The organism is Pseudomonas putida S13.1.2, assembly GCF_000498395.2.
GTDB lineage: Bacteria > Pseudomonadota > Gammaproteobacteria > Pseudomonadales > Pseudomonadaceae > Aquipseudomonas > Aquipseudomonas putida_Q.
Window position 1 is genome coordinate 459,679 of record NZ_CP010979.1, and the last position, 25,911, is coordinate 485,589.

The 25,911-nt window shown below is 60.8% G+C and carries 24 protein-coding genes and 1 pseudogene; 12 read left to right on the forward strand and 13 right to left on the reverse strand.

Features of this window, described 5'->3' with window-relative positions:
- Position 1 precedes the first annotated feature (1 nt).
- From nuoC to N805_RS01875, 4 genes are all read right to left on the reverse strand, one after another.
- A complete protein-coding gene (nuoC, locus tag N805_RS01860) occupies positions 2–1,783 on the reverse strand; it encodes an NADH-quinone oxidoreductase subunit C/D (protein ID WP_019470487.1) in 1,782 nt (593 codons plus the stop codon).
- Positions 1,784–1,862: 79 nt separating this feature from the next.
- On the reverse strand, positions 1,863–2,540 hold the full coding sequence (locus N805_RS01865) for a NuoB/complex I 20 kDa subunit family protein (protein ID WP_012313769.1): 678 nt from the start codon (positions 2,538–2,540) through the stop codon (positions 1,863–1,865).
- A gap of 10 nt (positions 2,541–2,550) precedes the next feature.
- A complete protein-coding gene (locus tag N805_RS01870; protein ID WP_003251427.1) occupies positions 2,551–2,964 on the reverse strand; it encodes an NADH-quinone oxidoreductase subunit A in 414 nt (137 codons plus the stop codon).
- Between the two features lie 381 nt (positions 2,965–3,345).
- A complete protein-coding gene (locus N805_RS01875; protein WP_026034354.1) occupies positions 3,346–4,008 on the reverse strand; it encodes a lysoplasmalogenase in 663 nt (220 codons plus the stop codon).
- A gap of 876 nt (positions 4,009–4,884) precedes the next feature.
- On the opposite strand from N805_RS01875, the gene N805_RS01880 reads away from it, so the two are divergent.
- Positions 4,885–5,148, forward strand: coding sequence for a DUF3077 domain-containing protein (locus N805_RS01880; protein WP_019470489.1), 264 nt, complete (start codon positions 4,885–4,887; stop codon positions 5,146–5,148).
- A 120-nt stretch (positions 5,149–5,268) separates the two neighbouring features.
- Here the strand turns inward: N805_RS01880 and N805_RS01885 are convergent.
- Positions 5,269–5,727: pseudogene (locus tag N805_RS01885) on the reverse strand (isocitrate lyase); the annotation flags it as partial.
- Between the two features lie 27 nt (positions 5,728–5,754).
- Positions 5,755–6,054 (reverse strand): hypothetical protein, encoded by a 300-nt coding sequence (locus tag N805_RS30395; protein ID WP_155412657.1) that lies wholly within the window; start codon positions 6,052–6,054, stop codon positions 5,755–5,757.
- Positions 6,055–6,396: 342 nt separating this feature from the next.
- On the opposite strand from N805_RS30395, the gene N805_RS01895 reads away from it, so the two are divergent.
- Together N805_RS01895 and N805_RS01900 are read left to right on the forward strand one after the other, a co-directional pair.
- On the forward strand, positions 6,397–7,536 hold the full coding sequence (locus tag N805_RS01895; RefSeq protein ID WP_019470491.1) for an MFS transporter: 1,140 nt from the start codon (positions 6,397–6,399) through the stop codon (positions 7,534–7,536).
- Positions 7,537–7,554: 18 nt separating this feature from the next.
- The gene (locus N805_RS01900; RefSeq protein ID WP_046811291.1) at positions 7,555–8,295 is read left to right on the forward strand and encodes an SDR family NAD(P)-dependent oxidoreductase; all 741 of its coding nucleotides are present in this window, start codon (positions 7,555–7,557) and stop codon (positions 8,293–8,295) included.
- A gap of 97 nt (positions 8,296–8,392) precedes the next feature.
- On the opposite strand, the gene aceA is transcribed toward N805_RS01900, so the two are convergent.
- Complete coding sequence (gene aceA, locus N805_RS01905; RefSeq protein WP_012273289.1) at positions 8,393–9,718, reverse strand: isocitrate lyase; 1,326 nt, start codon at positions 9,716–9,718, stop codon at positions 8,393–8,395.
- A gap of 493 nt (positions 9,719–10,211) precedes the next feature.
- Positions 10,212–10,976 (reverse strand): secretin N-terminal domain-containing protein, encoded by a 765-nt coding sequence (locus tag N805_RS01910; protein ID WP_177313743.1) that lies wholly within the window; start codon positions 10,974–10,976, stop codon positions 10,212–10,214.
- Positions 10,977–11,039: 63 nt separating this feature from the next.
- On the opposite strand from N805_RS01910, the gene N805_RS01915 reads away from it, so the two are divergent.
- From N805_RS01915 to N805_RS01925, 3 genes are all read left to right on the forward strand, one after another.
- Entirely contained in the window at positions 11,040–11,222 is a 183-nt protein-coding gene (locus N805_RS01915) for a hypothetical protein (protein WP_019470493.1), read from the forward strand.
- A gap of 53 nt (positions 11,223–11,275) precedes the next feature.
- Positions 11,276–12,985, forward strand: coding sequence for a S8/S53 family peptidase (locus tag N805_RS01920; RefSeq protein ID WP_019470494.1), 1,710 nt, complete (start codon positions 11,276–11,278; stop codon positions 12,983–12,985).
- A gap of 83 nt (positions 12,986–13,068) precedes the next feature.
- A complete protein-coding gene (locus N805_RS01925; protein ID WP_019470495.1) occupies positions 13,069–14,511 on the forward strand; it encodes a SulP family inorganic anion transporter in 1,443 nt (480 codons plus the stop codon).
- A 112-nt stretch (positions 14,512–14,623) separates the two neighbouring features.
- On the opposite strand, the gene fusA is transcribed toward N805_RS01925, so the two are convergent.
- Complete coding sequence (gene fusA / locus N805_RS01930) at positions 14,624–16,735, reverse strand: elongation factor G (RefSeq protein WP_028613360.1); 2,112 nt, start codon at positions 16,733–16,735, stop codon at positions 14,624–14,626.
- Positions 16,736–16,808: 73 nt separating this feature from the next.
- On the reverse strand, positions 16,809–17,234 hold the full coding sequence (locus N805_RS01935; protein WP_028613359.1) for a hypothetical protein: 426 nt from the start codon (positions 17,232–17,234) through the stop codon (positions 16,809–16,811).
- 140 nt (positions 17,235–17,374) lie between these two features.
- On the opposite strand from N805_RS01935, the gene N805_RS01940 reads away from it, so the two are divergent.
- Complete coding sequence (locus N805_RS01940; RefSeq protein ID WP_028613358.1) at positions 17,375–17,677, forward strand: hypothetical protein; 303 nt, start codon at positions 17,375–17,377, stop codon at positions 17,675–17,677.
- A 3-nt stretch (positions 17,678–17,680) separates the two neighbouring features.
- Here N805_RS01940 and N805_RS01945 read toward each other — a convergent pair whose 3' ends face one another.
- Both N805_RS01945 and gcvA read right to left on the reverse strand, forming a co-directional pair.
- The gene (locus N805_RS01945) at positions 17,681–18,931 is read right to left on the reverse strand and encodes an aspartate aminotransferase family protein (RefSeq protein ID WP_028613357.1); all 1,251 of its coding nucleotides are present in this window, start codon (positions 18,929–18,931) and stop codon (positions 17,681–17,683) included.
- A 234-nt stretch (positions 18,932–19,165) separates the two neighbouring features.
- Positions 19,166–20,062 carry a transcriptional regulator GcvA gene (gene gcvA / locus N805_RS01950; protein WP_016488207.1) on the reverse strand — a complete coding sequence of 299 codons (897 nt, stop codon included), beginning with the start codon at positions 20,060–20,062 and terminating at the stop codon, positions 19,166–19,168.
- A 255-nt stretch (positions 20,063–20,317) separates the two neighbouring features.
- Here gcvA and N805_RS01955 point away from each other — a divergent pair, with 255 nt between their 5' ends.
- From N805_RS01955 to N805_RS01965, 3 genes are all read left to right on the forward strand, one after another.
- Entirely contained in the window at positions 20,318–21,700 is a 1,383-nt protein-coding gene (locus tag N805_RS01955) for an amino acid permease (protein WP_028613356.1), read from the forward strand.
- Positions 21,701–21,757: 57 nt separating this feature from the next.
- Positions 21,758–22,255, forward strand: coding sequence for a PaaI family thioesterase (locus N805_RS01960; protein WP_028613355.1), 498 nt, complete (start codon positions 21,758–21,760; stop codon positions 22,253–22,255).
- An 87-nt stretch (positions 22,256–22,342) separates the two neighbouring features.
- Positions 22,343–23,038 carry a glutathione S-transferase N-terminal domain-containing protein gene (locus N805_RS01965; RefSeq protein WP_028613354.1) on the forward strand — a complete coding sequence of 232 codons (696 nt, stop codon included), beginning with the start codon at positions 22,343–22,345 and terminating at the stop codon, positions 23,036–23,038.
- A 50-nt stretch (positions 23,039–23,088) separates the two neighbouring features.
- On the opposite strand, the gene N805_RS01970 is transcribed toward N805_RS01965, so the two are convergent.
- Positions 23,089–24,705: an inorganic phosphate transporter gene (locus N805_RS01970; RefSeq protein ID WP_028613353.1), complete on the reverse strand. Its 1,617-nt coding sequence runs from the start codon at positions 24,703–24,705 to the stop codon at positions 23,089–23,091.
- Between the two features lie 127 nt (positions 24,706–24,832).
- Here N805_RS01970 and N805_RS01975 point away from each other — a divergent pair, with 127 nt between their 5' ends.
- Both N805_RS01975 and N805_RS01980 read left to right on the forward strand, forming a co-directional pair.
- Positions 24,833–25,219, forward strand: a complete 387-nt coding sequence (locus N805_RS01975; protein ID WP_019473865.1) for a DUF488 domain-containing protein — start codon at positions 24,833–24,835, stop codon at positions 25,217–25,219.
- 142 nt (positions 25,220–25,361) lie between these two features.
- Complete coding sequence (locus N805_RS01980) at positions 25,362–25,793, forward strand: GNAT family N-acetyltransferase (RefSeq protein WP_019470560.1); 432 nt, start codon at positions 25,362–25,364, stop codon at positions 25,791–25,793.
- The last annotated feature ends 118 nt before the right edge of the window (positions 25,794–25,911 follow it).

The window sequence follows — 25,911 nt, forward strand, 5'->3', positions numbered from 1 at the left end:
CTTAGCGGTCCACGTCAGCCATAACGAAGTCGATACTGCCCAGGTACGCAATGAGGTCGGCGACCATGCTGCCTTTGATCACCGAAGGGATCTGCTGCAGGTGCGGGTAGCTCGGGGTACGGATCCGGGTGCGGTAGCTCATGGTGCCGCCATCGCTCGTCAGGTAGTAACTGTTGATGCCCTTGGTCGCCTCGATCATCTGGAACGACTCGTTGGCCGGCATGACCGGGCCCCACGAGACTTGCAGGAAGTGCGTGATGAGGGTTTCGATGTGCTGCAGGGTGCGCTCTTTCGGTGGCGGCGTGGTCAGCGGGTGATCCGCCTTGTACGGGCCTTCCGGCATGTTGCGCAGGCACTGGTCGATGATGCGGATACTCTGGCGCATCTCCTCGACACGGACCATGCAGCGATCATAGGCATCGCCGTTGTGGGCCAGCGGTACTTCAAACTCGAAGTTCTCGTAGCCGGAGTAGGGGCGGGCTTTGCGCAGGTCGAAATCGCAACCGGTGGAGCGCAGGCCGGCACCGGTGGTGCCCCATTCCAGGGCTTCCTTGGTGTTGTACGCGGCAACACCAATGGTACGGCCCTTGAGGATGCTGTTTTGCAGGGCAGCCTTGGTGTACTCGTCGAGGCGCTTTGGCAGCCAGTCGACGAAGTCCTTGACCAGTTTCTCCCAGCCGCGCGGCAGGTCGTGGGCGACGCCGCCGATGCGGTACCAGGCCGGGTGCAGGCGGAAACCGGTGATCGCTTCGATCACGGTGTAGGCGCGCTGGCGGTCGGTGAAGGTGAAGAACACCGGGGTCATGGCGCCCACGTCCTGGATGTAAGTACCCAGGAACAGCAGGTGGCTGGTGATGCGGAAGAACTCGGCCAGCATGACGCGAATCACGTCGACCTTCTGCGGCACCTTGATGCCCGCCAGCTTTTCCACCGCCAGCACGTACGGCAGGTTGTTCATCACCCCGCCGAGGTAGTCGATACGGTCGGTGTAGGGGATGAAGCTGTGCCAGGACTGGCGCTCGGCCATTTTCTCGGCGCCACGGTGGTGGTAACCGATGTCCGGTACGCAGTCGACGATCTCTTCACCGTCCAGCTGCAGGACGATACGGAACGCACCGTGCGCCGAAGGGTGGTTGGGGCCGAGGTTGAGGAACATGTAGTCCTCGTTGGCGCCCTGACGCTTCATGCCCCAGGCTTCCGGGTTGAAGCGCGCCGACTCTTCTTCAAGCTGTTGCTTGGCCAGGGTCAGGCTGTAGGGGTCGAACTCGGTGGCACGGGCCGGGTAGTCCTTGCGCAGCGGGTGGCCTTCCCAGGTGGGCGGCATCATGATGCGGCTGAGGTGCGGGTGGCCGGCAAAGTCGATGCCGAACATGTCCCACACTTCGCGTTCGTACCAGTTGGCGTTTGGCCAGATACCGGTCACGGTCGGCAGGTTCAGGTCGCCTTCGCTCAGCGACACCTTGATCATCACGTCGCTGTTACGCTCGATCGACAGCAGGTGGTAGAACACACTGAAGTCGGCGGCCGGCAGGCCACGGCGCTGGGTACGCAGGCGTTCGTCGACGCCGTGCAGGTCGTACAGCATGCTGTAAGGCTTGGCGACACCGCGCAGGAAGCTGAGCACCTCTTTGAGCTGGGCGCGCTTTACCCACAGCACGGGCATGCCGGTGCGGGTTTCCTGGGCGACGAATGCTTCGGCGCCAAAACGGTTGTTCAGTTCGACGACCACATCCTGGTCGTCAGCCTTGTAGGGCGGAATATAAATAGCGTTGTCCGCTGTCATGGTCTCGGTCGCTTTGGGTCAACGTTAAGAATGAAGCCAGGCCGCCGGCTCCAGGGGGAGCGGGCGGCAGGTCGCTGGATCAGACTTCGTCGGGGCTGCGCAGGTTGGTTACTGCAATGCGCTGCTCACGACGCAGGTCTTTCTGGGCTGGCATCTCGGCACGGTAAATACCTTGATCACCAACAACCCAGGAAAGCGGGCGTCGTTCTTGGCCGATCGACTCCTGCAACAGCATCAAGCCTTGCAGGAAAGCCTCAGGGCGTGGCGGGCAGCCAGGCACATAGACGTCCACGGGGAGGAACTTGTCGACCCCCTGAACGACCGAGTAGATGTCGTACATGCCACCGGAGTTGGCGCACGAACCCATGGAGATGACCCATTTCGGCTCGAGCATCTGCTCATACAGGCGCTGGATGATCGGCGCCATCTTGATGAAGCAGGTACCGGCGATGACCATGAAGTCGGCCTGACGCGGCGAGGCCCGGATGACTTCGGCGCCGAAGCGGGCGATGTCGTGGGGTGCCGTGAAGGCCGTGGTCATTTCCACGTAGCAGCAGGACAGGCCGAAGTTGTACGGCCAGAGGGAGTTCTTGCGACCCCAGTTGACCGCGCCACGCAGCACATCTTCGAGTTTCCCCATGTAGATGTTCTTGTGGACCTGGTCCTCTAGCAGCTGATCGGTGACGGTTTCCCGTTCACCTACCGGGTACTGCTCGTTGGGCGCATCCGGATCGATTCTGGTGAGATTGTATTGCATTGCCAAAGCCTCATTGTTTCAGCTTCGCTTGCCGCTTGCGGCGACCTTCGGGAGCCCAATCAAGAGCACCGACGCGCCATAGGTAGACAAGACCTGCCAACAGAATTGCTATGAAAACGAGAGCTTCGACGAACCCGGTCCAGCCGCTTTCGCGGACGGACACAGACCATGCAAAGAGAAAGAGGGCTTCGATATCGAAGATCACGAACAGCATCGCGACCAGATAGAATTTGGCGGACAGGCGCAGGCGGGCGCTGCCGACGGGCAGCATGCCGGATTCGAAGGGTTCGTTCTTGGCGCGACCCCAGGCCTTGCTACCGAGCAGGCTGGACAGGCCGAGCATGAAGGCACACAGGCCGACGACACCCAGGAGGAAGATGGCAAAGCCCCAGTTGTGGGCGATGAGTCCTGCCGAATCGGACATGCTAGAGATCCTTATACAGAGACCCAGCTCTGCAGTCTGAAATAAGTAAAGCGGCGACGTGGTGTCGCAGGTGCAGTGACCAAATGTCGCAGCTGAATCAATCGCGCTGATTTTATGGGTAAACCCGGTGCAAGTAAAATTTCTGTCGCAAATTTATTCGTAGGATTAAGAACAAAAGGCACTCGTAAATGGCTGAAAGCCTTGAAATTCGGGCATTGCGTGCGGTTTTGTTAATTATGTTTCTTGCGACTGGTAACGAATTACAAGTTTCGGAATGATAATTAATATCATTTGACCTGATGCCATGTAATTTGGCTGTTCTGTGCCTTGTAAAGTTCATCCGGCGATTCCCCCTACTTGCAAATGCGAAAGACTCCTGTTCTAACAGCTTTCGACACGGCGCGCACCGCTCTGGGTCAATACTTTGTCGGTCGAGCGTTGATTGGCTGATGAAGCAATCGCCCACTGGCCGAGCCAGTAGGTGAGGATGATCAGGTACGGCGCGGCGGCGAACGGGCTGACGAAGCGGTCGATGCCGATCATGCTGTCGGAGAGCACGAACAGGCCGGCGCCGATTGCGGCCAGCCCGCCACACGCCAGGGCGCGCCAGAGCATGGCGCTGATAGCCAGGGCGTACAACGCGACAGGGATCAGCAACGGGCCGAGGCCGTGGCTGGCCAGTACGCCGAACAGCGCGATGCCGGTGATGGCGCTGAAGATCAGTGCGGGCAGGGCGGGGCGCAGGGTAATGCCGCAATAGCCGCGCAGGTAAGCCAGGTGGGCACAGAGGAAGGCGGCCAGGCCGAATACGAACAAGTCGGCAGGGACGGCCAGCAGTATGTCGCCGAGTACCGAGAAACCCAGGCCGATCGAGATCCACTTCCGGTAAGGTGTGACCGGCGCGCTGCGCAGCCAGGCGACAAGCGCCAGGACGGGAACGGGTTTGGCCAGCAGGCCGAGCAGGGTATTGTCGCTGGCCAGTGCATATATATAGAGGGCGGCGGCGGCCAGGGCCAGAATCATCAGGTGGCTTGGACGAGGCATGGGCGGTCCTTGCTGCTGTGCTGCCTCAAGCATAGACCTGATCCTGGGTTTTGCTGGTGATGCCTTTGGATTGGGTTAGGGCTGGCATGGGTATGGCGAAAGGAATGCAGCGCCTATGAGATCGAGCGCCGCCCGCGCGGCGCATCGCGAGCGAAGCTCGCTCCTACATTCGTTTCGGGACAGTATCGCCTGTGTCAGCGCGCGCGACCGCCTTGTTTGTTCGACGCGATTCCGAGGCGGGCGCCAAGGGCCGCGCGCCTCCGCCTCAGGAATAACTGGCCCGAAACAAATGTAGGAGCGAGCTTCGCTCGCGATGCGCCGCGCGGGCGGCGCTCGATATACGCATCACCACAAAATTCAAACCGGTCACATCGCCGCCCTGACGCAATCGCGCGCAGAACACCTGACATGTCGGATTTAACCCCTTCCCTGTAGGCCATTTCCCAAACATACTCCCGCCGCGCATTTTCCGTTGCCGCTGCCCTGGCAGCGCTCTAGTCTCGGCATGTCGTTGCTCATCAACGATTCAGCTTTGACAGGCTGTGACGGTAAGTCGGATGCGGTTCGCCTTTATGGCGGCTGTACGTGCGGGCACGCTTGCGTGCGCCGGAACTTTACGATTTCCGCCGGTCTGTCAACCCACGTACAGCTGCCACCCAACTGTTTGACAGCAGGCCGGAGGCGGCTCCGATAACGGTAAATCGTAATGCTGAAAGCCATCCCCGATCCACCCCAAAATCCCCATTCCCCCGAAGCACCGCTGATCCGGCTGACCCGGATCCCCACAAGTCTCAAAACTTGCACATTACCTGTGGGAGCGGGCGCGCCCGCGAAGAGGCCCGCCCAGGCAATCGAAATATTCCAGGGGATTCAACAATGACAACAGAAGACTCCCAGCTCACCGTCGGCAAGACCACTTTCTATCAAGGCGAAAACGGCACCCATCCACTGTTCCGCATCGAACCCGGCATCCCCTGTCGGGACGCCCGCGAGCAATCTTCGGAATTGATGGGCTATGTCCGTGAACTGACCATCACTGGCCTGATGGAGGAGAAACCCATGATGATCTGGGCTGCTCACTACCTGAGTGCAATGGCCAAGGCGCTGATGGATGACGCAGAGCTGGGCATGAAGCACTGACATACCGCAGCCCTTTCGCGACACAAGGCCGCTCGTGCATTTCTGGTCGGTCTGGTATCGACAAAAAGAAAGGCCCAGGGCTTTCGCAGCCCTGGGCCTTTCTTCAGCGGCTAGCCACTATCAGTGGAACTGCTCTTCCTCGGTCGAACCGGTCAGGGCAGTCACCGACGATGCGCCACCCTGGATCACGGTGGTCATGTCATCGAAGTAACCGGTACCCACTTCCTGCTGGTGCGCCACGAAGGTATAGCCTTTGCTGGCGTCAGCGAATTCCTGCTCTTGCAGCTTCACGTAGGCGGTCATGTCGTTGCGGGCGTAGTCGTGCGCCAGGTTGAACATGCCGTGCCACATGTTGTGGATGCCCGCCAGGGTGATGAACTGGTGCTTGTAGCCCATGGCCGACAGCTCGCGCTGGAACTTGGCGATGGTGGCGTCGTCCAGGTTCTTCTTCCAGTTGAAGGAAGGCGAGCAGTTGTACGACAGGATCTGGTCCGGGTACTCCTTCTTGATCGCTTCGGCGAAGCGACGGGCTTCGTCCAGGTCTGGCTTGGCGGTTTCGCACCAGATCATGTGGGGGAAAAGTTGGGTGAAAATAATCAACTAATTTCAAGGTTGGGGAGAAACTTTGGGTGGGTAGCCAACGCTAAGTGCAACAAATAGTTTCTGAGTGATTGTGGTTGGAGTTTGCCATTTTCTTGGTGATTTCGAGGGTAGAGGGTGTTTGATGTTTTCATTGGAAATCACCTGAGGCATGAGTTTTTGCGCGTCTAAATGATATGGTTTTGTTTTGGGGTTGACCTTCGTGGTTGAATGATGCTGGTATTGTACTCGAAGTAAGGCTTGTTGAGGAGTAGCAAGTAATAGTTTGTATTGGTTGTTGTAGGAAGTTTCCTTTTTCTTTGTCATAAAAGTATGCGTGCATGCTTATGGGGGTGCTAATGTCCGAGCAAAGAAACCTGTTCATCAATACCGCCCGCACTATTGAGTTGGGTAACGCGCCTTGGGAGCTCGCCCAAGAATCTGGCCTGACAGATCGCAGTGTGGTTAACTGTCCATCCAGCCGGCTGCGCGACCAAGAAGGGCATATTTTCATTAATATGTACTCATGCTCCTATCAGGGGCTTGAGACTGATAAACGAGTTGGTAGCGAGCGTCGCTGGATTTCAAGGTTCAAGGACGGCACGACGTTGTGCCTCGGTCCTCATGGGTAGCGCCGTAAGCCACGGCATTAAGCGAATGAGCCCGCTAATGCATAAGGTGGCATTGCTCAAGTTGCTGTTTGTCCTGGCCAACGGGGTCGGGTCGTTTGCGGCGTTATTTATGAATCGGCACTTTGCTTTGGCAGATGCTGAACTGGCGACTACGGTGTCGCTGATGATCATCAGCTATTTGGCCGGAAACCTGCTGGGTGGACAACTGCCAGGTCGTGTGGGCAGTCGACTTCTTCTGTTGGGCTGTTCGTCGACGGCGCTGCTCGCGCTGTTGGGCAGTCTGCTGCCGATCTTACCCATCGCAATCGGCATGATTTTGCTTTTTATGTTCAGTGCGGGCGCCATCACACCGCTTTTCAGCGTGATGACCGCCCGGGCTGCACCGTCAGACGATCAGGTGGGGGCCTTTGCCTATCTTCATCTAGCCAGTAATGCAGGTGGTGTCCTGCTGTTCGTCGTAGGGGGTGTTCTGCTTAGTTGGCAAAGCCAGTATCTCTTGTGGTTTACCGCAGCGATTAGTCTGGTTTGCCTGGTGACGAGCGCTGCCTTGGCTCTGCCGCTAACCGGAAGTCATCTCGATGCTAAGGATACGCCGCTTAAGGCAAAGGATGTGCCGATACCCGCGGTGGTGATCTTGGCGGGTGTGATGTTTTTCGTATTGTCCCTGCTTGATGGTCAGCGCGAATACCAGTTCCCTCTCTGGTTAGAAGCATTGGGGGTGAGTGATGCGGCTCATCTGTTTGGAGTGGCAGGAATTGTTAATGGGTTACTGGTTATTGTCCTAACTCGACCGCTGATTGCCTTGAGCCGGCGTTGTTCTGCCATGGCTAACATGGCGCTGGCGGCGATCTGCTACGGCATTGGTTTCGGCGCCTATGCCTTGGTCGATACTTGGCCCGCAATACTATTGTTAGTGGTGATCTGGACCTTGGGAGAGATCATCGGTATCACCTACATGGCGACCTTGATTGCCCAGCGAGCGCCGGTGTCGCGACAAGGGTTTTTGTTTTCCTTGATACCTGTAATTCAGGCTGCGGCACGAGTGCTATGCGTAATCTTGGCTGTGCCGATGCTGGCTGGCCTTGGCTTCAGTGTTACCTGGACGGTTTTTGGTTGCGCGGGTGTGATTTTTGGCCTGACCTGTCTCTTCCTACGACGTGGAAGGCTTGATTACTGACAGAAGGGACTTGAAGGCATGAGCAAGGTTGTTGTTATTACTGGTGGCAATTCCGGTATCGGAGAGGCGTGTGCATGGAAATTTGCCAGAGAGCAATACACAGTCATTGTGTGCGGACGTGATCATGTTCGGAACCTTCGTGTGTGTGAGGGTATCAACAGGGAGATGGCGTGTGCGCATTCGTACTCGGTCGATTTGCGTAGCCCTACCGAGTTGACCGACCTTTTTAAGCAACTGGCTCTCGATCACCCACCCATAAATTGTCTCGTCAACAGCATCGGTATTGACGGTCGATCATTCACGATGACCGAGGACTATCCCGAGGCTGATTTCGATGATGTCATGTCCACGAATGTACGTGCGCCATGGCAATGCATGAAGGCGGTGTTGCCTGCAATGCGTGAGGCGGGACATGGCACCATTGTCAACGTCGCCTCGCTAGCGGGTCTGAATGCCAGTGTCACGGGTGGCTCTGTATACACTGCCAGCAAGCACGCGCTAGTTGGAATTACCAGAGCCGTTGCAAAGGAATATGCCCCTTATGGCGTCCGGGTCAATGCCGTGTGTCCGGGGTTTGTATCAACGCCATTGGCGAAGCATGTACTGGGGAGCAAATTTGATTCGGTGTGTGCCTCGCAGCCTATGCGGCGAGTCTGTGATGCCCATGAGGTTGCTGAGCTTGTGTACTGGCTTAGCTCGGAGGCGGCTTCTTATGTAACTGGTGTGGCGGTACCAATCGATGGTGGATTCCGCGCTTAGAGTTCGCCCGGAGTTTTGGCAGCGCGTAGTCGAATCATGCATGAAAGAAGCCCAGGGCTTTCGCAGCCCTGGGCCTTTCTTCAGCGGCAAGCCGCTATCAGTGGAACTGCTCTTCCTCGGTCGAGCCGGTCAGGGCAGTTACCGACGATGCGCCACCCTGGATCACGGTGGTCATGTCATCGAAGTAACCGGTACCCACTTCCTGCTGGTGCGCCACGAAGGTGTAGCCTTTGCTGGCGTCAGCGAATTCCTGCTCTTGGAGCTTCACGTAGGCGGTCATGTCGTTGCGGGCGTAATCGTGCGCCAGGTTGAACATGCCGTGCCACATGTTGTGGATGCCCGCCAGGGTGATGAACTGGTGCTTGTAGCCCATGGCCGACAGCTCGCGCTGGAACTTGGCGATGGTGGCGTCGTCCAGGTTCTTCTTCCAGTTGAAGGAAGGCGAGCAGTTGTACGACAGGATCTGGTCCGGGTACTCCTTCTTGATCGCTTCGGCGAAGCGACGGGCTTCGTCCAGGTCCGGCTTGGCGGTTTCGCACCAGATCAGGTCGGCGTATGGCGCGTAGGCCAGGCCGCGGGAGATGGCCTGGTCGAGGCCGGCGCGGACCTTATAGAAGCCTTCACGGGTACGCTCGCCAATCACGAACGGCTGGTCGTACGGGTCGCAGTCGCTGGTCAGCAGGTCGGCGGCGTTGGCGTCGGTACGGGCCAGGATGATGGTCGGTACGCCCGACACGTCAGCTGCCAGGCGCGCGGCCACCAGCTTCTGTACGGCTTCCTGGGTCGGGACCAGGACCTTGCCGCCCATGTGGCCGCATTTTTTAACCGAGGCCAGCTGGTCTTCGAAGTGCACGCCGGCGGCGCCTGCTTCGATCATGTTTTTCATCAGCTCGTAGGCGTTCAGTACGCCACCGAAACCGGCTTCGGCGTCTGCCACGATCGGCGCGAAATAGTCGATGTAGCCTTCGTCGCCCGGGTTCTTGCCGGCTTTCCACTGGATCTGGTCGGCGCGGCGGAACGAGTTGTTGATGCGCTTGACCACGGTCGGTACCGAGTCAACCGGGTACAGCGATTGGTCAGGGTACATCGACTCGGCCGAGTTGTTGTCGGCGGCAACCTGCCAGCCGGACAGGTAGATGGCCTGGATGCCAGCCTTGACCTGTTGTACTGCCTGGCCGCCGGTCAGGGCGCCCATGCAGTTGACGAAATCTTTTTCTGGGCGGAAGGACGGGTGGGCACCTTGGGTGACCAGCTTCCACAGTTTTTCTGCACCTTGGCGGGCCAGGGTGTGCTCTGGCTGCAGGGAGCCACGCAGGCGAACGACATCAGCGGCGGTGTAGGTACGGGTCACGCCTTTCCAGCGCGGGTTCTCGGCCCAGTCTTTCTCGAGGGCTGCAATTTGCTGTTCGCGTGTCAGTGCCATGGAAATAAACCTCGTCGCATCGATCTTGGGTTAATTGTGCTGATGCTCGGGTGCAGATCAGGGCGCTTGGCGGCTGTCCTGTTCTAAGGAGTGCGGCGGCGAACGCGAAGGCTCGAAGGGGGAAGGGTGGGCAGGCCAGGCGAAGGTGTGCTCCGGCAGGTCGGCTCGTGGTTGCCTTGCTGCGGTGCTACGCGATTGCCAGTACTGCGGTGATGCGCTTCCGTCCCTCGGGACAACTTCTTCGTTGCAGTCGCAATCCCGTCGAACTGCCTTGTGGGCCGTATAGACACGAGGCGCCTCCAGGGGTGGGAGGAGCACGCCTCGAAGGCCCTTGCCAGGGCCCCTGATTAGCGGGAGCGAGGCCATCATGCCCTTGGGAAAAAGACCCTGTCAAATGTTTTGTAGTGGTTTTTTTCGCTTACTACATCTTTGGTCTAATGCGACTTGTCAGTCAGTTTCAAGGCCTTTGGTCGAGGCCTTGAATTGCCTGGGATCAGTCGAGAAGGTCGACTTTTACCCGCAAAGTCATGTTTTCACCGCGCTGGGTGCTGTAACTGCGGCTTGACGCGCTCCGCTCGGCTTGGCTCTGCTGGTTGTAGCCTGCCAGGGTGATCCATTCGCCGAGCTTGCCGGTGACTGTCGTGTCGGTACTTTGCACTTTCACTACATCTGCACGTTCCTGGCTGATGCGGTCATTATTGGTGCTGATTTGCAGACGAACCGTGTCACCGCTCAAGCTTGGTGTCACGTAGAAGCCCTGTGTCACGTTGCGGTATTCGGTGTTGCTCTGTATGCGCCCATAGCCGTCGGTGCTGGTACTGGTAATCGGGATGCTCTGGCCAACCTGAATCAACGCAGGCTGGCCTTCGCTGGCCTGAACCTGCTGCATGCCGCCGTCGCGGTTGCTTGTGCCGTAGTGGATGACGCGTGCGTTGCCGCGGTTGTCCTGAAAGTTGCTGTCGTTGTTGTCCACGCTGATCAGCAGGCGCTTGGGAGCGGTGTCCAGTTGTTGCAGCAAGGCGCGCAGGTCGCCGATACGCTCGGGGCTGGCGTTGACGATCAGCTTGTTCTCGAAAGCGCTGACCGTGCCGTCTTTGCCGATGAATGCCTGCGCGGCAGGCAGTAGTTCGGCGCTGGCGCGGTGCTGCAGCGGCACCACCTCGGTAGCGGCCTGGGCGGCGAGGCTGGCAAGCAGCAGCAGGGAAGTGAAAAGGGGGCGTAGCGGCATGTCCATGATCTCCGCAGGTGGAATCAACATGATGGCAAATTTGCCGGCTTCCTGCCGGATCTGGATCACGCCGGCGCTGTTCAGAAGGTCGCGGTGCTTGAGGTAATGGCCGAGCGCACGCTAGGCCGACATTCGTTCTCGCCGTTCACAGAGCAGACCTTGATCGACATCAGACGCAAGCTGGAGCAGGCCCAGGCAGAAGTCAACGCTAATACGCCTAACATACAGAAGGCCCTCGATGCCCTGCGCGACAAGGCAGTTGCTGGCCGTAGATGAACCTTTGAGTTGTCCCGCCAGTCGCACTCAGAGGGAGTGCATGGGGTGATCGCATGAGGGGTGGCCTGTTCTTGCTGTTGTGGCTTTGTAGCCTTGGTGCAGAGGCAGCAGCCGATGGGCTGCGCATCAAGCAACTGCAGCGCTGCGGCGACCTGCTCGGCGAAGGCGGGCAGCAATGGTGCCTGCGTGCCGAGGGGCTCGGTGCAGATGTGCCAAAGGTATGGCTGGGCGGTGTGCGACTGCCAACAGCCGATATCGAGCGCAAAGGTGACCGGCTTACCCTGAACCTGGCGAAAAAAGCCCAGCGCAGCGCGCCCCTTTGGCTGGAATATGATGGCCGCACCAGCAACCCGATATGGCTAACCCGCCAGCGCAGTCATGTTGTTGCCGCAGGGCCTGACGAAGTGGCGAAGAACATGGATGGCCTGACTACCTATGTCGACCTGGTCAGCCTGTTGATCGAAGAACAACACGACGGCCTTGGCGAGGCCCGGCGCATTGCCGGTAAATACGGCGCCCAGGTTGTCGGTGCCATACCGCCGCTGAATGTCTACCAGCTGCGCTTGCCGGTGGACGACCTGGTGCAGCGTGACGCGATGATCCTGCGCATGGGCAGTGAGGTCAGCGTGGATGCCGTGATTGTCGAGGAGTCCGCCCCGGAGCGTGGGGAAGAGGGCAGTGGGCGCGACACCAGGGCCATCGACCAGGCGGACGAATGGGCCGCCAACCGCTTCATGGACGCGCTGTATTTCTACCAGCGACGGATTGGCGCCTCGCGCTTGCCGGTGCAGCCCGTGCGGGTCGGGGTAATCGAGCGTGAAGTGGACTTTGACGCCCCGGGGTTCAGCCAATACCGAGGCAGCTGCGAACAGGGCCAGACGTGCCTGTACGCTCGCGACGGTGATCGCCCGACAAGCCACGGTAGCCATGTCGCAGGCATTCTCGCCGCGCAGGGTGAGGGTTTTTTGCCGGGGCTGGGCAAGCATAGCCCTGGCTTCGAGGTGATTGTAGAGCGCAACTCTGATGCAGGTATCACCGCCAACATCGCTGCATCGGTCAACCTGGTCGAGGATGGCGTGCGGGTGCTGAACTGGAGCTGGGGCATCCACCGGGTCGGCGCACGTGACGTCAACGGTGATGAGGTCGATTCGCTGGTGCGTTCCGGGCTGGCGATGAGTGGCTACGAGGAGTTGCTTGAGGAGTTCTTCCTCTGGCTGCGCAAAGAGCACCCGGATGTGGTGGTGGTGAATTCGGCGGGCAACGGTGCGTCGTGGTCAGGTACCGATGAATACCGCCTGCCGTCGTCGTTCATCACCGAACAACTGCTGGTGGTGGGCGGGCACCAGCGCAGCGACAAGGCGACGGCGGTCGAAGCCCCCGACCATGTGCGCAAGCGCCACAGTTCCAACATCGACATGCGCGTGGATGTCAGTGCTGCTGCCTGTATCCGCCCGGCGGCTGCCGCGGCTGCGCATTGCGGCACATCGTACGCCACACCCCTGGTGACTGCCACGGTGGCAGCGATGCTGTCGATCAACCCGGCCCTGACCCCGGAACAGGTGCGCATGCTGTTGCGGCGCAGTGCCCTGACCCTGGGCACCGAGCAGGATTTCGAGGCGATGGATGCCGAAGACCTGACGGCGCCGATCCTGCCTTCGGAGCGTGGAGGGCGCCTGAACCACCCCGACCTGGGGCGTTCGGCGCGCCTGGACATGCAGCGTGCGCTGGACCTGGCAGTGCAGAGCCGGGAGCGGGTGCGCTGAACGGTGGCCGCTGTCAGACAAATTCCGTAACATCGCGGCCCTCGTTTTTGTAACGTCCGCCCGCACTGCCCCACAGGAAGCCCATGAAGCCCGCCCGACTACGCGCCGACCTGCTCGCCGGCCTGACCACCTCGTTCGCCCTGGTGCCCGAGTGCATCGCCTTTGCCCTGGTGGCTCACCTCAACCCGCTGATGGGCCTGTATGGCGCTTTCATCATCTGTACCCTCACGGCGCTGTTTGGCGGACGACCGGGGATGATTTCCGGCGCTGCCGGCTCAATGGCGGTGGTGATCGTTGCACTCGTTGTGCAGCACGGTGCGCAATACCTGCTGGCCACGGTTTTGCTGGGTGGCGTGGTGATGATCCTGTTCGGCCTGCTACGGCTGGGCAAGCTGGTACGCCTGGTGCCGTACCCGGTCATGCTCGGGTTCGTCAACGGCCTGGCCATCGTCATTGCCATGGCTCAGCTGGAGCATTTCAAGGACGGTGAGCACTGGCTCAGTGGCGCGCCGCTGTACCTGATGATCGGCCTGGTGGCACTGACCATGGGCGTAGTCTACGTGCTGCCGAAACTGACCCGTGCGGTGCCGCCAGCGCTGGTGGCGATCCTGGGCGTCGGCATGCTGGTGTACCTGCTCGACCTGCCCACCCGCACCCTGGGCGACATGGCGCACATCGCCGGTGGCCTGCCGGGGCTGGCGCTGCCGGATGTGCCCTGGAACCTGGAAACCCTGAAGATCATCGCCCCCTACGCCGTACTGATGGCCATGGTCGGCCTGCTGGAAACCTTGCTCACCCTCAACCTGACCGATGAAGTCACCGAAAGCCGTGGCTTCCCGGACCGTGAGTGCGTGGCACTGGGTGCGGCGAACATGGTTTCGGGCCTGTGCGGTGGCATGGGCGGTTGCGCGATGATCGGGCAGACGGTGATCAACCTCAGCTCCAATGGCCGTGGCCGGTTGTCGGGGGTGGTGGCCGGGGTGATGATCTTGCTGTTCGTGCTGTTCCTGTCGCCGCTGATCGAGCGTATTCCGCTGGCGGCGCTGGTCGGGGTGATGTTCGTGGTGGCCCAGCAGACCTTCGCCTGGGCGTCGCTGCGGGTGCTGCACAAGGTGCCGGTGAACGATGTGCTGGCGATCATTGCGGTGACCGTTGTGACGGTGTTTACCGACCTGGCCATGGCAGTGCTGTTCGGCATTATCATCGCGGCGCTCAACTTTGCCTGGCAGCATGCGCGGGAGCTGTACGCCGACAGCCACGAGGACGGGGAAGGCGGCAAGCGTTATCAGGTGCATGGCACGCTGTTTTTTGCCTCGACCGCGTCGTTCCTCAACCAGTTCGACACGGCCCAGGACCCGGCCCAGGTCACGCTGGATTGCCAGCATTTGAGCTTTGTCGACTATTCGGCGGTTGCGGCGCTCAAGACCTTGCGAGAGCGGTATGCGAAGGCGGGCAAGCATTTGCGCGTGGTGCATTTGTCAGAGCGGTGCAAGAAGCTGTTGAAGCGGGCTGGCGAGCAGCACTGAGCCTGATTGTGGCCTGTGCCGGCCTCTTCGCGGCTAAAGCCGCTCCCACAGGGGTATGCGATCCCTTGTGGGAGCGGCTTTAGCCGCGAAGGGGCCGGTACAGGGGAACCGCTTACTCCCCGCGGTTCTTCTTGACGATGCCATCGGCGATGCTCGCCGGTGCCTCGGCATAGCGGGTGAACTCCATCGAGAAGCTGGCCCGGCCCTGGGTCATCGAACGCATCGAGGTGGCGTAGCCGAACATTTCGCCCAACGGCACCTCGGCACGGATCACCTTGCCGGCCGGTGTTTCGTCACCGTCCTGGATCATCCCGCGGCGCCGGCTGAGGTCGCCCAGAATGTCACCCTGGTATTCCTCCGGCGTCACCACCTCCACTTTCATCACCGGTTCCAGCAACACCGCGCCGCCTTTCTGCGACAGCTGCTTGGTGGCCATTGAAGCCGCGATCTTGTAGGCCATTTCGTTGGAGTCGACATCGTGGTACGAACCGTCGAACACGGCGGCCTTGAGGCTGATCAGCGGATAACCGGCAAGCACGCCGTTCTTCATCTGCTCCTCGATACCCTTCTGGATCGCCGGGATGTACTCGCGCGGTACCACGCCGCCAACGATTTCGTTGATGAACTCCAGGCCTTCCTTGCCTTCGTCGCCGGGGGCGAAACGGATCCAGCAATGGCCATACTGGCCACGGCCGCCGGACTGGCGCACAAAACGCCCCTCAATCTCGCAGGTGTTGCGGATTTTTTCCCGGTAGGCCACCTGAGGCTTGCCGATGTTGGCTTCAACGTTGAACTCGCGGCGCATGCGGTCGACGATGATGTCCAGGTGCAACTCGCCCATGCCCGAGATGATGGTCTGGCCGGTCTCTTCGTCGGTACGCACGCGGAATGACGGGTCTTCCTGGGCCAGCTTGCCCAGGGCGATGCCCATTTTTTCCTGATCGGCCTTGGTCTTGGGCTCCACGGCCACGGAAATCACCGGGTCAGGGAAGTCCATGCGTTCGAGGATGATCGGTTTGTCCATGTCGCACAGGGTGTCGCCGGTGGTCACGTCCTTCATGCCGATCAGCGCAGCGATGTCGCCGGCGCACACGTCCTTGATTTCGGCACGTTGGTTGGCATGCATCTGCACCATGCGGCCGATGCGTTCCTTCTTGCCTTTGACCGAGTTGAGTACCGCGTTGCCCGAGCTGAGCACGCCGGAATAAACGCGGGCAAAGGTGAGTGTGCCGACGAACGGGTCGGTGGCAATCTTGAAAGCCAGGGCCGAGAACGGCTCTTTGTCGTCGGCGTGCCGTTCCAGGTGCTTTTCTTCATCGTCCGGGTCGGTGCCGCGGATGGCAGGGATTTCCGACGGGGCGGGCAGGTAGTCGATTACCGCATCGAGCATCAGCGGTACGCCTTTGTTCTTGAAAGACGAGCCAAGGATGGTCGGCACGATTTCGTTGGCGATGGTGCGTTTGCGCAATCCGGTCTTGATCTCTTCGATGCTGAGTTCTTCGCCTTCAAGAAACTTGTTGAGCAGTTCGTCATTGGCCTCGGCGGCTGCTTCTATCATGTGCGCGCGCCATTCGTCGGCAAGCATCTGCAGTTCGGCGGGTATGTCTTCTTCGCGGTAGCTGGTGCCGTGGTCAGCGTCGTTCCAGTAGATGGCTTTCATCTTCACCAGGTCGATCTGGCCGATGAAGTTCTCCTCGCTGCCGATGGCCAGCTGGATCGGTACCGGGTGGTGCCCCAGGCGCTGGTCGATCTGCTTGACTACACGCAGGAAGTCGGCACCCTGGCGGTCCATCTTGTTGATGTAGGCCAGGCGTGGCACATGGTATTTGTTGGCTTGGCGCCAGACCGTCTCGGACTGTGGCTCTACACCGTCAGCACCGCTGAATACCACCACTGCGCCATCGAGCACGCGCAACGAACGCTCCACCTCGATGGTGAAGTCGACGTGGCCGGGGGTGTCGATGATGTTGAAGCGGTACTTGTGCTCAAACTGCTTGGTCGAGCCTTGCCAGAACGCCGTGGTCGCCGCCGAGGTGATGGTGATGCCGCGTTCCTGCTCCTGGGCCATCCAGTCCATGGTCGCCGCGCCATCGTGCACCTCGCCCATCTTGTGGTTGACCCCGGTGTAGAACAGGATCCGCTCGGTAGTGGTGGTCTTGCCGGCGTCCACGTGGGCGACGATGCCGATATTGCGGTACAGCTCGATGGGCGTTGTGCGGGCCATGGCGGACTACCTGCGAATGGGCGGATTCCACCACGTTAGCAGACCGGTGGAATCCTGCCCTGCCGCCGGGCCGTCAGTCGGCCTGGGCTTGCAGCATCCACTGGCCATCCACTTCACGGGCCAGGCCGCTGGCCGCCAGCAGGGCCAGCAGGCGCGGGTGCAGGTCGGCTTCGGTGAAGGTCTTGAGGGTGGCCAGGTCCAGTGTGCCGACCAGGTTGAGGTCGGCCTTGGTGTACGACAGCCAGGCTTTTTTCAATACCTGGGCAACATCGCTGCCCGAGGTGCTGGCGAAGCGGCGGTGCCACTGGCGGCTGTCGAAGGTGAAGGTGTGGGCGTGGCTGTAGGTGCTTTCGTCGCCACCTTCAGTGCAGCGGTGGCAGCGGCACGGGCCTTCGCCGAAGGCGTTGCGCAGGTAGCTGTTGAAGTCCACGACGGGCTTGAGGGACAGGCGTTTGTCGACATCGAACAGGTCGGCGATCAGGGGTTCTTCGGCGCTCACTCGGGATCCTCGTGTGGTGTGGCGTGCATCGGCGGGCACCCTAACAGATCGGGGCATTCAGATCACCTGTAGAGACAACAGAGACCGCCTGCCGTACTCTACGCGCCCTTACGCCTACACACCCACTGAGGTATCCCCGTTTGAGCACCAAGTACCCGTACACCGCCACCGTGACCATCAGCGCTGAAGACCGTGGCGGAGATATCGAGGCTTCGGAAAACCCCAGCATGCGCGTGGGCCTGGAAGCGGTGACCGAAACCCTGAAGAAGGTGCATTTCGTCGGTACGCTCGCGGCACCTGAAAAACAGGCCACGCACATCTGCGTGACCCTGGAGAACGGCCTGACCTACTACGGCCCGATCGTCAACGGCCACGCCGAACTCGAAGGCGGCTGGATCGCCTTCGAATCCGACATGCTGACCCCGGAAGAACTGGGCCTGTAAACCTCAGTTCAGCTCCACCAGGCACTGCTCGAGGATATCCAGCCCTTCCTCGAGCACCTCGGCTTCGATGGTCAAGGGGGCCAGCAGACGGATGATGTGCCGCGCCTTGCCGCTGGGCATCAGCAGCAAGCCCTTGGCCCGTGCCGACTCCATTACCTTGGCCAGTTGCGCCGGCGCCGGGCTGCCGTCGGCATTGACGAATTCGATGCCGCGCATGGCGCCCACGCCCGTCAGGCGGCCGATGTACGGGCTCAGGCCCGAAGCCTTCCAGCGCTGGTGGCGGCTGACGATGGCCTGCTCCTGGCGCTCACCCCAGGTGGCGATGTTCTCGTCGGTCATCTGCGCCAGGCTGGCCAACGCCGCCGCACAGGCAATCGGGTTGCCCGAATAGGTGCCACCGAGGCCGCCCTTGGGCAGTGCTGCCATCAATTCCTTGCGCCCGACCACCGCCCCCAGCGGCATGCCGCCAGCGATGCTCTTGGCCAGCAGCAGCAGGTCGGGCTCGATGCCAAGGCGCGGGAAAGCGAAGCGCTGGCCGGTGCGGCCGAAGCCGGACTGGATCTCGTCGATGATGATCAGGATCCCGTGTTCGTCGCAGAAGCGGCGCAGGGCCTGGGCGAAGGTCGGGTCGAGGGCGAGGAAACCGCCTTCGCCCTGTACCGGTTCGAGGATGAACGCTGCCACGTCTTCCACGGCCAGTTCCACGCTGAACAGGCGCTCCATGGCCTTGAGCGCCTGCTCGCAGGTAACCCCGGTATCCACGCCAGGGTAGGGCAGGTGGTACACCGGCCCAGGCAGCTCGCCGACCCGTTGCTTGTACGGTGCCACCTTGCCGTTGAGGTTAAGGGTGGCCAGGGTGCGGCCGTGGAAGCCGCCGTCGAAGGCGATGATGGCGCGCTTGCCTGTAGCACCGCGGGCTACTTTCAGGGCGTTTTCTGCAGCTTCCGCACCGCTGTTGGTGAGCATGCCGGCCAACGGGTAGCTGACCGGTACGAACTGGCTCAGCTGTTCCATCAGCGCCAGGTACGGGCCGTGGGGCGCGGCGTTGAAGGCATAGTGGGTCAGGCGGGTGGCTTGGGCCTGGATCGCTTCGACCACGGCGGGGTTGCAGTGGCCCAGGTTGAGCACGCCGATACCGCCGACAAAGTCGATGTAACGTTTGCCGTCGGTGTCCCAGACTTCGGCATTACGGCCATGGGAAAGTGTGATCGGGTGAACGATGGCGATGGATTGGCTGATACTTTCCTGGTTCATGGGCACGCGGGACCTTTGTTCAAGTTTCTTATTATCCAAGCGTGTCGGGGGTTATGCCGCAAACGAATTATTCGATTGCGGTCATTCCCTGAATTCGTGAACTGGCCGGAGTGTGTGTTGCCTGTGCCGGCCTCTTCGCGGGTAAACCCGCTCCCACAGGTTCACCATGGACCCGAGCATTGTGCGATCCCTGTGGGAGCTGGCTTGCCGGCGATAGGGCCAGTGCAAGAACAATCAGTCCCCCTCAGCCACCCGCTCCCGAATCCACTGCACAAAGGCTCTGATCTTGGGCACTTCGGCCGCATGCTCGGCATGCGCGATAAAGTGCTTCCCGTTGCTCGCCACCGGGTGGTCCCAGGCCACCACCAGCTTACCCTCGCTCAACTCCTCGGCCACCAGGTAGCGCGGAATCAGGGCGATACCGCAGCCGGCAATCGCCGCACGAATGCACAGGTAGAACGTGTCGAAACGCGGCCCGTGGTAGCTGTTCTGGCTGTGTAGCCCCAACCCCAGGAACCATTCATGCCAGGCCTCCGGCCGCGACACGCACTGCAACAAGCGGTGTTCGGTCAGTGCCTGGGCGCTTTCAAAGGGGTGGTTGGCCAGCAACTGCGGGCTGCACACCGGTACCACTTCTTCGCTGAACAGCTCGATGCAGGTTGCCCCAGGCCAGGTGCCCTGGCCGAAGAAAAAGGCCACGTCGGCCTTGGCCTGCACCAGGTCGAATGGCTCCAGTTCGTTGCGCACATCCAGGTGAATACGTGGGTAGCGATCGCCGAAACCCTTGAGTTTGGGCACTAGCCAGCGTGCACCGAACGTAGGCTGGGTGGCGATGCGCAGCACTTCGGTTTCGTCGCCGTAGCTGAGGATGTAGCGGCTGGAAATATCGATCTGGGTGAGGATTTTGTTCACTTCGGTGAGGTACAGCGCGCCGGCCGGGGTCAGGTGCAGGCGCCGGCGAATGCGCTGGAACAGCGAGTGCGAAAGCATGTCTTCGAGCTGCGCCACCTGCTTGCTGACGGCGCTCTGGGTCAGGTGCAGTTCCTGGGCCGCGCGGGTGAAGCTGAGGTGGCGGGCGGCCGCTTCGAAGCACTGAAGGGCGGTGGTCGAAGGCATCAGGCGTTTGGACATGACAGGCAAATACCGAGCAAAAAAGGAAGGAGTTCATTCCAAAGCGGAATCATGTGGTTCGAAAAGGTCGTTTGTTGACCCCGGCCTATAGATTAATACTGACCTGGATCAACGATTACAACCGGTCATGTGAAGAGGAGGTCAGTACCCGCTTCCGGCATCTGCAAAACAACAACAACGACTATCAGAAATTTATAAGAATTCTGCTCCGACCTTCAGCCGCTTCATCGCGGCCGACCCATTCGAGGGTTCTTCATGGCTTCGCAAGACAACAAGAAACAGCGTTCCCTGCAGCACGGCCTGACTTCCCGTCAGGTTTCCATGATCTCCATTGCCGGTATCATCGGCGCTGGCTTGTTCATCGGTTCCTCAAACGCCATCGCCACCGCCGGCCCGGCCATTCTCATTTCCTACGCCATGACCGGCCTGCTGGTGTTGCTGGTGATGCGCATGCTGGGCGAAATGGCCATCGCCAACCCTAACAGCGGCTCGTTCTCCACCTACGCCTCTGAGGCCATCGGCCCTTGGGCGGGCTTTACCATCGGCTGGTTGTACTGGTGGTTCTGGGTGCTGATCATTCCGGTGGAGGCCATCGCAGGCGCCGACATCCTGCATGCTTACTTCCCAGGCGTACCGTCCTGGTTGTTCGCCTTCCTGATCATGCTGGTGCTGTCGGGTACCAACCTGATCAGCGTGAAGAACTTTGGCGCCTTCGAGTACTGGTTCGCGCTGGTCAAGGTGGTGGCGATCATTGCCTTCATCGTGGTCTGCAGCCTGGCGGTATTCGGCTTCTGGCCGCTGGCCGAGGTGTCCGGGGTCAGCCGGCTGTGGGAAAACGGCGGCTTCATGCCCAACGGGTTCGGCACTGTGCTCGGTGGCGTGCTGATCACCATCTTCTCGTTCTTCGGCGCCGAAATCGTCACCATTGCCGCTGACGAAACCGCCAACCCGAAAGACAAGATCCGCCGTGCCACCAACCTGGTGGTGTACCGCATTGCCATCTTCTACCTGGCGTCGATCTTCCTGGTGGTGTCGCTGGTAGCCTGGAACGACCCCGCGCTGAAAGCGGTCGGTTCCTTCCAGCGCGTGCTGGAAGTACTGAACGTGCCAGGCGCCAAGCTGCTGGTCGACCTGGTGGTACTGGTGGCGGTGACCAGTTGCATGAACTCGGGCTTGTACACCGCGTCACGCATGCTCTATTCGCTGGGCGCCCGTGGCCAGGCACTGAGCATGACCAAGCGTATCTCCGGTTCGGGCGTGCCGACCGTGGCGGTCATCTTCTCGACGCTGGCTGGTTTTGCCGGGTGCCTGGTCAACTATGTGTTCCCAGGTAAGGTCTTCGGCTTCTTGCTGTCCACCACCGGCGCCATCGCCTTGCTGGTGTATCTGGTGATTGCCGTGTCGCAGCTGCGCATGCGTGCCCGCGCCGACCGTGAAGGGCGCCCGCTGGAGCTGAAGATGTGGCTGTTCCCATGGCTCACCTGGCTGGTGATCGGCACCATCGTCATGGTGCTGGGCTACATGCTGTTCAGCGATGCCTACCGCTATGAAACCCTGATGACCGCAGGGGTGACTGCCTTCATCCTGCTGGTTTCGCTGACCCAGCGGCGTGCCAAGGTTGTTGCCCAGACGGCTTGATGTATCTGCTTTAATGGGGGCGTTGCACGCCCCCATTCCAACAAGCACAGGTAGCGTATGACTGATCACCCACTTTCTCTTCAGGCCCTCGCCGCGCCTGAAGGCACCTGCTACGGCTGCGGCTGCGCCCACCCCAGTGGCCTGCACCTGCAAAGTTACTGGGACACCGACGGCATCCACCTGCTGTGCCGGCATGCACCCGACAGCACCTTCATCGGCTGGCCCGGCCTGGTCTACGGCGGCCTGCTGGCGATGCTGGTCGATTGCCATTCCAACTGGACGGCCATGGCTTACCACTACCGCAACGAAGGCCGCGAGCCGGGCAGCCTGCCGCGTATCGACTGCGTAACCGGCACACTCAACCTGACTTATCACAAACCTACGCCGATGGGCGTCGAGCTTTTGCTCAAGGCCCGAGTGGAAGGGGAAGTGGGGCGCAAGAGCCGGGTGATTTGCGAAGTCTGGGCCGAGGATGTGCTGACCGTGACCGCCGACTCGGTATTCGTCCGTGTCGATACCGAAAAGCTCAAGCTCAAGGCCCACGGCCAGGCCTGAGTAGCCAGCGCTGATGTGTGGTCGGTGATGGTCAGCGGCCGGGGATGTGTCTAGAGTGACAGGTTCATTCCCCTGGCAAGGTTGATCATGACCGATCTCAGTGCTTTCCCTATTACCCGCAAGTGGCCCGCCAAACACCCCGAACGCCTGCAGCTGTACTCGCTGCCCACGCCCAATGGCGTCAAGGTGTCGATCATGCTCGAAGAAATCGGCCTGCCCTATGAGGCGCACAAGGTCAGCTTCGACAACGATGACCAGTTGAGCCCCGAGTTCATCTCGCTCAGCGCCAACAACAAGATCCCGGCCATCCTGGACCCGGACGGCCCGGGTGGCCAGCCGCTGCCGCTGTTCGAATCAGGGGCGATCTTGCAGTACCTGGCGGAGAAAAGTGGGCAACTGCTCAGCCAGGACCCTGCTCAGCGATACCAGACCCTGCAGTGGCTGATGTTCCAGATGGGCGGTATCGGGCCGATGTTCGGCCAGGTCGGGTTCTTCCATTTCTTTGCTGGCAAGGACTATGAAGACAAGCGCCCGCGTGACCGTTATGTCAACGAGTCCAAGCGGCTGCTGGGTGTGCTGGACCGGCACTTGCAAGGCCGGGAGTGGATGGTGGACGAGTACAGCATTGCCGACATCGCCATCTTCCCTTGGGTGCGCAACCTGGTGGAGCGCTACAACGCCCGGGACTTGGTGGGTTTTGACCAGTTCAAGGAAGTGCAGCGGGTGCTGGCCACGTTCCTAGAACGGCCAGCAGTACAGCGCGGTCTGAAAATCCCGGGCTGATAACGCAGAACCCGTAGTGTACACCGGTCCCTGTAGGGCGGATTACGGGTTCAGAAGATGTGGCTCAGCAACCAGTACAGGCTGCCAGCCAACAGCATCGCTGCCGGCAAGGTCAGCACCCAGGCCATCAGCAAGTTGAATAACGTGCGCTTCTGAATCCCTGAGCCATTGGCCACCATAGTCCCGGCCACCCCCGAACTCAGCACGTGGGTGGTCGAGACCGGCAACCCGAACATGTCCGCTGCGCCAATGGTGCACATGGCAACCACCTCCGCCGAGGCGCCTTGGGTATAGCTCAGGTGGGTCTTGCCGATCTTCTCGCCCACGGTCACCACGATGCGCCGCCAGCCAACCATGGTCCCCAGCCCCAGCGCGATGGCCACGGCCACTTTGACCCACAGCGGAATGTAGCGGGTGGCGTCGTCCAGTTGGGTCTTGAATAACTGCACGTGGCTATCGGTGTCGGCATCGAATGCCACCAGGCGGTTTTTTTCGATCAGGCGAATGGCTTCGCTGGTCAGGTACATGTCATTGCGCACGTTGGCCATGGCCTCGGCGGGTATGCGTTTGAGCGAGCCGTAGCCTTTGACCTCTTCACCGATCATGCCGGTCAGGGCCGCCAGCGCCGGGACCAGTTGCGGGCTTGCCTTGGGTTCGCCAATGAACGCGGTCAGGGTCTGGCGCGGGTCGGCCGGGGCCGCTTGCGGGTCGTGGCGCACCAGCGCCTGGCGGGTCACCTCGGCGACGGCGGAAAACTGCAGGGCCTGCTCATTGGGCATGGTCTTGTTCAGCGCATACGCCATTGGCAGGGTGCCGACCAGTATCAACATGATCAGGCCCATGCCTTTCTGGCCGTCGTTGGAACCATGGGCGAAGGACACCCCGGTGCACGTCAGGATCAGTACGCCACGAATCCACCATGGCGGCGGTGTCTGGCCTTGCGGCGCCTGGTATAGCGCTTGACGCTTCACCAGTGCTCGAAGGGCAAGTAACAACAAGGCGGCGCAGGCAAAGCCGATCAGGGGGGAGAACAGCAGGGCGTAGCCCACCTTGCTGGCCTGGGCCCAGTCCACGCCGCTGGTGCCGTCACGCCCATGCATCAGCGCATTGGCCACACCCACGCCGATGATCGAGCCGATCAGGGTGTGCGAGGATGATGCCGGCAGCCCCAGCCACCAGGTGCCCAGGTTCCAGATGATCGCCGCCAACAGCAGGGCAAAAACCATCGCGAAGCCGGCCGAGGAGCCTACCTGTAGAATCAGCTCTACCGGCAGCAGGGCAATGATGCCGAATGCGACCGCGCCACTGGAAAGCAGCACGCCCAGGAAGTTGCACAGGCCGGACCACACCACCGCGACCGGTGCCGGCAGCGCATTGGTGTAGATCACGGTGGCCACCGCATTGGCGGTGTCGTGGAAGCCGTTGACGAATTCGAAGCCCAGGGCAATCAACAGTGCCAGGCCCAGCAGCAGAAACGGCGTGACCGTGGTGATCACCGTGCCGCTGGCGCTCACATCCTGTTTCAGGCTCCAGGCGGTGTAGGCGATACCGGCCAGCAGCAGGCCGAAGAACAACACGAGGGTGGCGCGCCCAGGCTTGTGGGCAAGCTGCGGGCGGGGGTCGCGTTGGGCCAGGTGCGGCTGGCTGGCCAGTAACGGGGTTGCCATGATGGCTCCGGTTGGCATTGGGCAAGTTGCCGAAGGCCTTGAGCATAGAAACAATTCGAAACCCGACCGTGACCTCGATCAATGAATTATCTAGGCTCAAGACGGACGGTAAATGCAGGAGAACGCCATGATCCGCTGCAAGCGTGTCTACGACGCGGTCACCGCCGACGATGGCCAGCGTGTGCTGGTAGACCGCCTGTGGCCGCGCAACCTGCGCAAGGAAGACCTGCACGGGCAGTGGTTGCGCGAAGTGGCACCCTCGCATGATTTGCGCAGGGCATTTCACCAGGGCGCGGTCGACTTTGCCGGTTTTACCCAGCGCTACCAGCAAGAGCTGGCTGCCCACCCCGAGCATTGGTACCCCTTGCTGGACCTGGCCGGAAAGGGCCCACTAACCCTGCTGTATGCAGGCAAGGACACCGAGCACAACAATGCGCGGGTGCTGGCCGAATGGCTGGAAAGCGAACTGGACCGTCATGGGCCGGGCAGTTCACCGGTATGCTATGCCCAATGAGTGATATTTGCTGCACCGGCCTCATCGCCGGCAAGCCAGCTCCTACAGGTACAACACTGGCTTCAAGGTTATCGCTGTGCCTGTGGGAGCTGGCTTGCCGGCGATGAGGCCGGCCCTGCCAAACTCCAGAGCCCATTGTGCGATGCCGCTACATTTGATTCCCGCCAACGACAATCACCGTTCGTTTGCCCGCGACCTCACGCGGCGCGCCATGCTGCCGTACTACCGTGAATTTGACCTGCTTTGGATCGAGGAAGCCTTCGACCAGGCGTGGGGTTGGCGCGAGCAGTGGCTGATCAGCGAAGGCGACAGCCCGTTGGGTTTCTGCAGCCTCAGCCAGGACCGCCAGGCGCTGTTTATCCGCGAGTTGCACCTGTTGCCCGAACACCGCGGCCGCGGTATCGGCAGCTGGGTACTGGAAGAGCTGGCGCTGTGGGCCGGTCAGCGGCGCCTGCCGTTGCTGAGGCTGATGGTGTTTCGCAGCAACCCGGCGCGGCTGTTGTACCAGCGCCACGGCTTTGTCGAAATGGGCGAGGACGCATGCTTTGTACGCATGCAACGCGCGATAGGTTAGTGGCGCAATGATGGCTTGTCTCCGCCGAAGCGCAGCGGCATAGTGAACCCAGGCGCTCACGGTCGCCCGTAGACGGGGCGGCTGGGGATGAGCGTGATCAGGGATAAGGAGAAGCCCA

Bases quoted from the DNA above. Each gene is read 5' to 3' on its own strand.
- nuoC (WP_019470487.1), bottom strand. From the start codon at position 1,783: ATGACAGCGGACAACGCTATTTATATTCCGCCCTACAAGGCTGACGAC.
- N805_RS01865 (WP_012313769.1), bottom strand. From the start codon at position 2,540: ATGCAATACAATCTCACCAGAATCGATCCGGATGCGCCCAACGAGCAG.
- N805_RS01870 (WP_003251427.1), bottom strand. From the start codon at position 2,964: ATGTCCGATTCGGCAGGACTCATCGCCCACAACTGGGGCTTTGCCATC.
- N805_RS01875 (WP_026034354.1), bottom strand. From the start codon at position 4,008: ATGCCTCGTCCAAGCCACCTGATGATTCTGGCCCTGGCCGCCGCCGCC.
- N805_RS01880 (WP_019470489.1), top strand. From the start codon at position 4,885: ATGACAACAGAAGACTCCCAGCTCACCGTCGGCAAGACCACTTTCTAT.
- N805_RS30395 (WP_155412657.1), bottom strand. From the start codon at position 6,054: ATGACAAAGAAAAAGGAAACTTCCTACAACAACCAATACAAACTATTA.
- N805_RS01895 (WP_019470491.1), top strand. From the start codon at position 6,397: ATGCATAAGGTGGCATTGCTCAAGTTGCTGTTTGTCCTGGCCAACGGG.
- N805_RS01900 (WP_046811291.1), top strand. From the start codon at position 7,555: ATGAGCAAGGTTGTTGTTATTACTGGTGGCAATTCCGGTATCGGAGAG.
- aceA (WP_012273289.1), bottom strand. From the start codon at position 9,718: ATGGCACTGACACGCGAACAGCAAATTGCAGCCCTCGAGAAAGACTGG.
- N805_RS01910 (WP_177313743.1), bottom strand. From the start codon at position 10,976: ATGTTGATTCCACCTGCGGAGATCATGGACATGCCGCTACGCCCCCTT.
- N805_RS01920 (WP_019470494.1), top strand. From the start codon at position 11,276: ATGAGGGGTGGCCTGTTCTTGCTGTTGTGGCTTTGTAGCCTTGGTGCA.
- N805_RS01925 (WP_019470495.1), top strand. From the start codon at position 13,069: ATGAAGCCCGCCCGACTACGCGCCGACCTGCTCGCCGGCCTGACCACC.
- fusA (WP_028613360.1), bottom strand. From the start codon at position 16,735: ATGGCCCGCACAACGCCCATCGAGCTGTACCGCAATATCGGCATCGTC.
- N805_RS01945 (WP_028613357.1), bottom strand. From the start codon at position 18,931: ATGAACCAGGAAAGTATCAGCCAATCCATCGCCATCGTTCACCCGATC.
- gcvA (WP_016488207.1), bottom strand. From the start codon at position 20,062: ATGTCCAAACGCCTGATGCCTTCGACCACCGCCCTTCAGTGCTTCGAA.
- N805_RS01955 (WP_028613356.1), top strand. From the start codon at position 20,318: ATGGCTTCGCAAGACAACAAGAAACAGCGTTCCCTGCAGCACGGCCTG.
- N805_RS01960 (WP_028613355.1), top strand. From the start codon at position 21,758: ATGACTGATCACCCACTTTCTCTTCAGGCCCTCGCCGCGCCTGAAGGC.
- N805_RS01965 (WP_028613354.1), top strand. From the start codon at position 22,343: ATGACCGATCTCAGTGCTTTCCCTATTACCCGCAAGTGGCCCGCCAAA.
- N805_RS01970 (WP_028613353.1), bottom strand. From the start codon at position 24,705: ATGGCAACCCCGTTACTGGCCAGCCAGCCGCACCTGGCCCAACGCGAC.
- N805_RS01975 (WP_019473865.1), top strand. From the start codon at position 24,833: ATGATCCGCTGCAAGCGTGTCTACGACGCGGTCACCGCCGACGATGGC.
- N805_RS01980 (WP_019470560.1), top strand. From the start codon at position 25,362: ATGCCGCTACATTTGATTCCCGCCAACGACAATCACCGTTCGTTTGCC.